This window comes from Candidatus Cloacimonadota bacterium, assembly GCA_011372345.1.
Taxonomy (GTDB): domain Bacteria; phylum Cloacimonadota; class Cloacimonadia; order Cloacimonadales; family TCS61; genus DRTC01.
Map to the genome: position 1 here is coordinate 1 of DRTC01000267.1, position 3,215 is coordinate 3,215.

Annotated in this window: 6 protein-coding genes; all 6 read left to right on the forward strand. The window is 33.6% G+C overall.

Features of this window, described 5'->3' with window-relative positions; all coding sequences use genetic code 11:
- On the forward strand, positions 1-726 hold a 726-nt coding region (locus tag ENL20_05230; protein ID HHE37959.1), incomplete at its 5' end, for a hypothetical protein.
- 154 nt (positions 727-880) lie between these two features.
- Positions 881-1,783: a DUF89 family protein gene (locus ENL20_05235; protein ID HHE37960.1), complete on the forward strand. Its 903-nt coding sequence runs from the start codon at positions 881-883 to the stop codon at positions 1,781-1,783.
- A 12-nt stretch (positions 1,784-1,795) separates the two neighbouring features.
- A complete protein-coding gene (locus tag ENL20_05240) occupies positions 1,796-2,167 on the forward strand; it encodes a VOC family protein (protein ID HHE37961.1) in 372 nt (123 codons plus the stop codon).
- Positions 2,164-2,592 (forward strand): hypothetical protein, encoded by a 429-nt coding sequence (locus ENL20_05245; GenBank protein ID HHE37962.1) that lies wholly within the window; start codon positions 2,164-2,166, stop codon positions 2,590-2,592. The genes ENL20_05240 and ENL20_05245 overlap by 4 nt, the downstream gene beginning before the upstream one ends.
- Positions 2,589-3,080, forward strand: coding sequence for a permease (locus tag ENL20_05250; GenBank protein ID HHE37963.1), 492 nt, complete (start codon positions 2,589-2,591; stop codon positions 3,078-3,080). The genes ENL20_05245 and ENL20_05250 overlap by 4 nt, the downstream gene beginning before the upstream one ends.
- A gap of 6 nt (positions 3,081-3,086) precedes the next feature.
- The coding region (locus ENL20_05255; protein ID HHE37964.1) for an MFS transporter at positions 3,087-3,215 on the forward strand (129 nt) is incomplete at its 3' end.

Consider the following 3,215-nt stretch of genomic DNA (forward strand, 5'->3'; position numbering starts at 1 on the left):
GTAAAAGATAGATATTATGATCAGAAAAATATGACTGAACCTTTGGAACTGTTATTGAAAAAGTATGGTTTCAAAACCGGTAATATCAAAAAAATAGTTGCCGGAATTAAATATACAGCGGTTTTGTTGACCAACGGCAATATTGGAGTTTGTGCCAATCTGGGAAATAAGATAGATCCTCAAATCGATAAATATGTAAATATCGATCTGCATAACTTTTCGCATCGAATTGTTTTAAATGCATATTTCACTGCTTTCTTGAATTATCATGAAAATTATAATGAGAATGGAGATATTTTCGAGAAGATCGATTTTAGAAAATACAAACAAATCGTTATGATCGGTCTGTTTAAACCGATTGTTAAGAAATTCCAGGAAAAAAATATTTCTCTCACTGTTTTCGATCATAGAAAATCGGATTCGTCTATCACTTCAAATTCCGAACAAAAACAACATCTGCAAAAAGCAGATGCAGTAATTTTAACAGCTACCTCAATTTTTAATTTAACTTTTTTGGATATTGTAAATAATACTCAACAAAATTGCGAAATTTTTATGCTCGGACCTTCCTCGATTATGACTACAGAAATTTTCCAATATAGAAATATTAAAATGATCTTTGGTTCTACTTTCCGGAAATTTGATGATCGCATTTTGGAAATTATCAGGAATGACGGCGGCACCCGAGATTTCCTGAAATATGGTGAAAAAAGGATCTTCCGGTAGTGTAACGAAATAACCTTGAAAACGGTTTGCCGACAGAGGAATTCTTACAGATGAACCTTTTCAACGGTTGAATACGAGATGTTGGAAACCATTGAAAAAGTTTAGCAAGATGAGAAATACTTATAAGCTTTTTCAAGGTAAATAGGAGAAATTGATGAAAACTTATCTTGATTGTCTGCCTTGTTTTCTGAATCAGGCTTTAAGGGCAGGACGCATTGCTACCAACGATGAAACAAAAATAAAAGAATTGTTAGATGAAGTGGGAGCAATGATCAAAGAAATTCCGATGGAAAATACTCCTCCTGAAACCGGAGCGATAATTTATCGAAAGATCAGCGAAATTACTGGAAATAATGATCCCTACAAAGCGATAAAAGAAAAAAATATCGCTCATGCTTTACAACTTTATCCTGAACTGAAAAAAATAGTGAAAAGATCAGACGATAGATTATTAACTGCGATCCGACTTGCTGTTGCCGGAAATGTGATCGATCTGGGTGTGAATAGGGAATTTGATCTGGTCGAAGAAATTGAGAAAATCCTGCATCAGGAATTTGCTGTTCTTGATTACGAATATTTTAAGCAGGAATTATATAAAGCAAAAGAAATTCTTTATATTGGAGATAATGCTGGAGAAGCAGTTTTTGATAAAATCCTCATCGAGGAATTGGGAAAACCGGTAACTTTTGTAGTTCGGGAAATTCCTATAATAAACGATATAACCATCAAAGAAGCGAGACGGATTGGAATCGATAAAGTAGCAACAATAATTTCTTCGGGAACAACTGCTCCAGGAACTATTCTCGAACTTTGTAATCAGGAATTCATCCAAAAATTTAATGACGCTGATTTGATCATTAGTAAAGGACAGGGAAATTACGAAGGATTATCTGGAGTAGAAAGGTCCGTCTTTTTCCTTTTGAAAGCGAAATGTCCGGTTATTGCGAGAAATATTGGAGTTCGGGAAAATGATATTGTCCTGAAAGGGAGAAATGTCAGTAGCCCGTCAGTCCCTGACGGTAATACACGAGAGGACTCGTGTACCACTGAATTATAAAAAGGAATTAAAATGCTGAATCACATTGGAATAGTAATCAACGAAGTCTCTGAAATCGAGAATTTCTATCAAGATATCCTCGGAATGGAGATCATAAAACAGTTTAAATTAGACAAAGAATTATCTAACGAGATTTTCAAAATTAACAAGGAAACCGATGTTTATATGATGCAGAAAGATGACTTGATTTTAGAATTGTTCATTACTCAAAATCCCGGTTCTGCAAGTTATGATCATCTTTGTATAAGTGTTCTTTCTCGCAAAAAATTAATCGAAAAAGCAAAAAAAGATAATTATTCTTGCTTGATAATCCCCCGAAAAAATTATGATATTGTTTTTATTAAAGACGGTTCAGGTAATATTTTTGAAGTGAAAGAGAGATGAAAAAGAAAAATTTCGTTACGACCTTATTTCAAACAGCAAAAGGTGTTGCTATGACATTACCTATATTGATCGGAATAATTTTATGCTTGGGATTGTTTAAAACTTTTGTATCTGTGGAGACCATCCATAAAATTTTCAGCGGGAATGTTATATTTGATACTCTTATCGGTTCTGTAGTCGGTAGTATTACTGCTGGTAATCCCATCAATAGCTATATCATTGGTGAACAACTTCTCGCAGATGGAGTTAGTCTATATGCGATCATTGCTTTTCTAATTTGCTGGGTAACTGTAGGAATTGTTCAGCTTCCTTATGAAATCTCTATGTTGGGAAAGAAATTTGCTTTCACCCGTAATTTTTTAAGTTTCATTTTTTCTATTCTAATTGCAGGTATCGGTTCTGTAATCATTGGAGTAATTTCATGAAAAAAGAAAGAAACAAAATTTCAGGATTATATTTTTTAATCACAGTTCTCTTTGTTTATCTGCTACTTTTTTTTGTTGCTCCCCAAGGTTTTTATCAATCTGTGAAAATATCCGGACGGATATTTTCTTCAGTTATTTTAATATTAGTCGCAGTTGTTGTTTTAACTGCAATCATAAATTATTTTCTTAATCCAAAAAAAATAACGAAACAATTGAGCAAAAATGCCGGATTGAAAGGATGGTTGATTGCCACAACAGGCGGAATTATCTCACACGGACCTCCTTATGTCTGGTATTCACTGATCAGCGAACTGCAGAAAAAAGGGATGAGTAAAGGTTTATCTGCTGTCTTTTTATACACACGCGCTATCAAAATTCCTTTGCTTCCGATGATGATCGTTTTTTTCGGCTGGAATCTCACAATTATATTAAATTTACTAATAATAATTTCTTCGCTGCTTATTTGGAAGATCATGAATAGGTTTTAGGAAAAAATGAAAAAAAAAAAATTTCAATCCGGAAATGTCCTGATAATTTCCTTTTCTCACTTGCTGCATGATGTTTATACTTCATTTTTAGCACCGATCCTGCCGTTGCTCATCACCAAACTTAATATTTCCTTA

What these genes read in the sequence shown, in the direction of transcription:
- ENL20_05245 (HHE37962.1), top strand. Translation starts at nt 2,164, where the DNA reads ATGAAAAAGAAAAATTTCGTTACGACCTTATTTCAAACAGCAAAAGGT.
- ENL20_05250 (HHE37963.1), top strand. Translation starts at nt 2,589, where the DNA reads ATGAAAAAAGAAAGAAACAAAATTTCAGGATTATATTTTTTAATCACA.
- ENL20_05240 (HHE37961.1), top strand. Translation starts at nt 1,796, where the DNA reads ATGCTGAATCACATTGGAATAGTAATCAACGAAGTCTCTGAAATCGAG.
- ENL20_05235 (HHE37960.1), top strand. Translation starts at nt 881, where the DNA reads ATGAAAACTTATCTTGATTGTCTGCCTTGTTTTCTGAATCAGGCTTTA.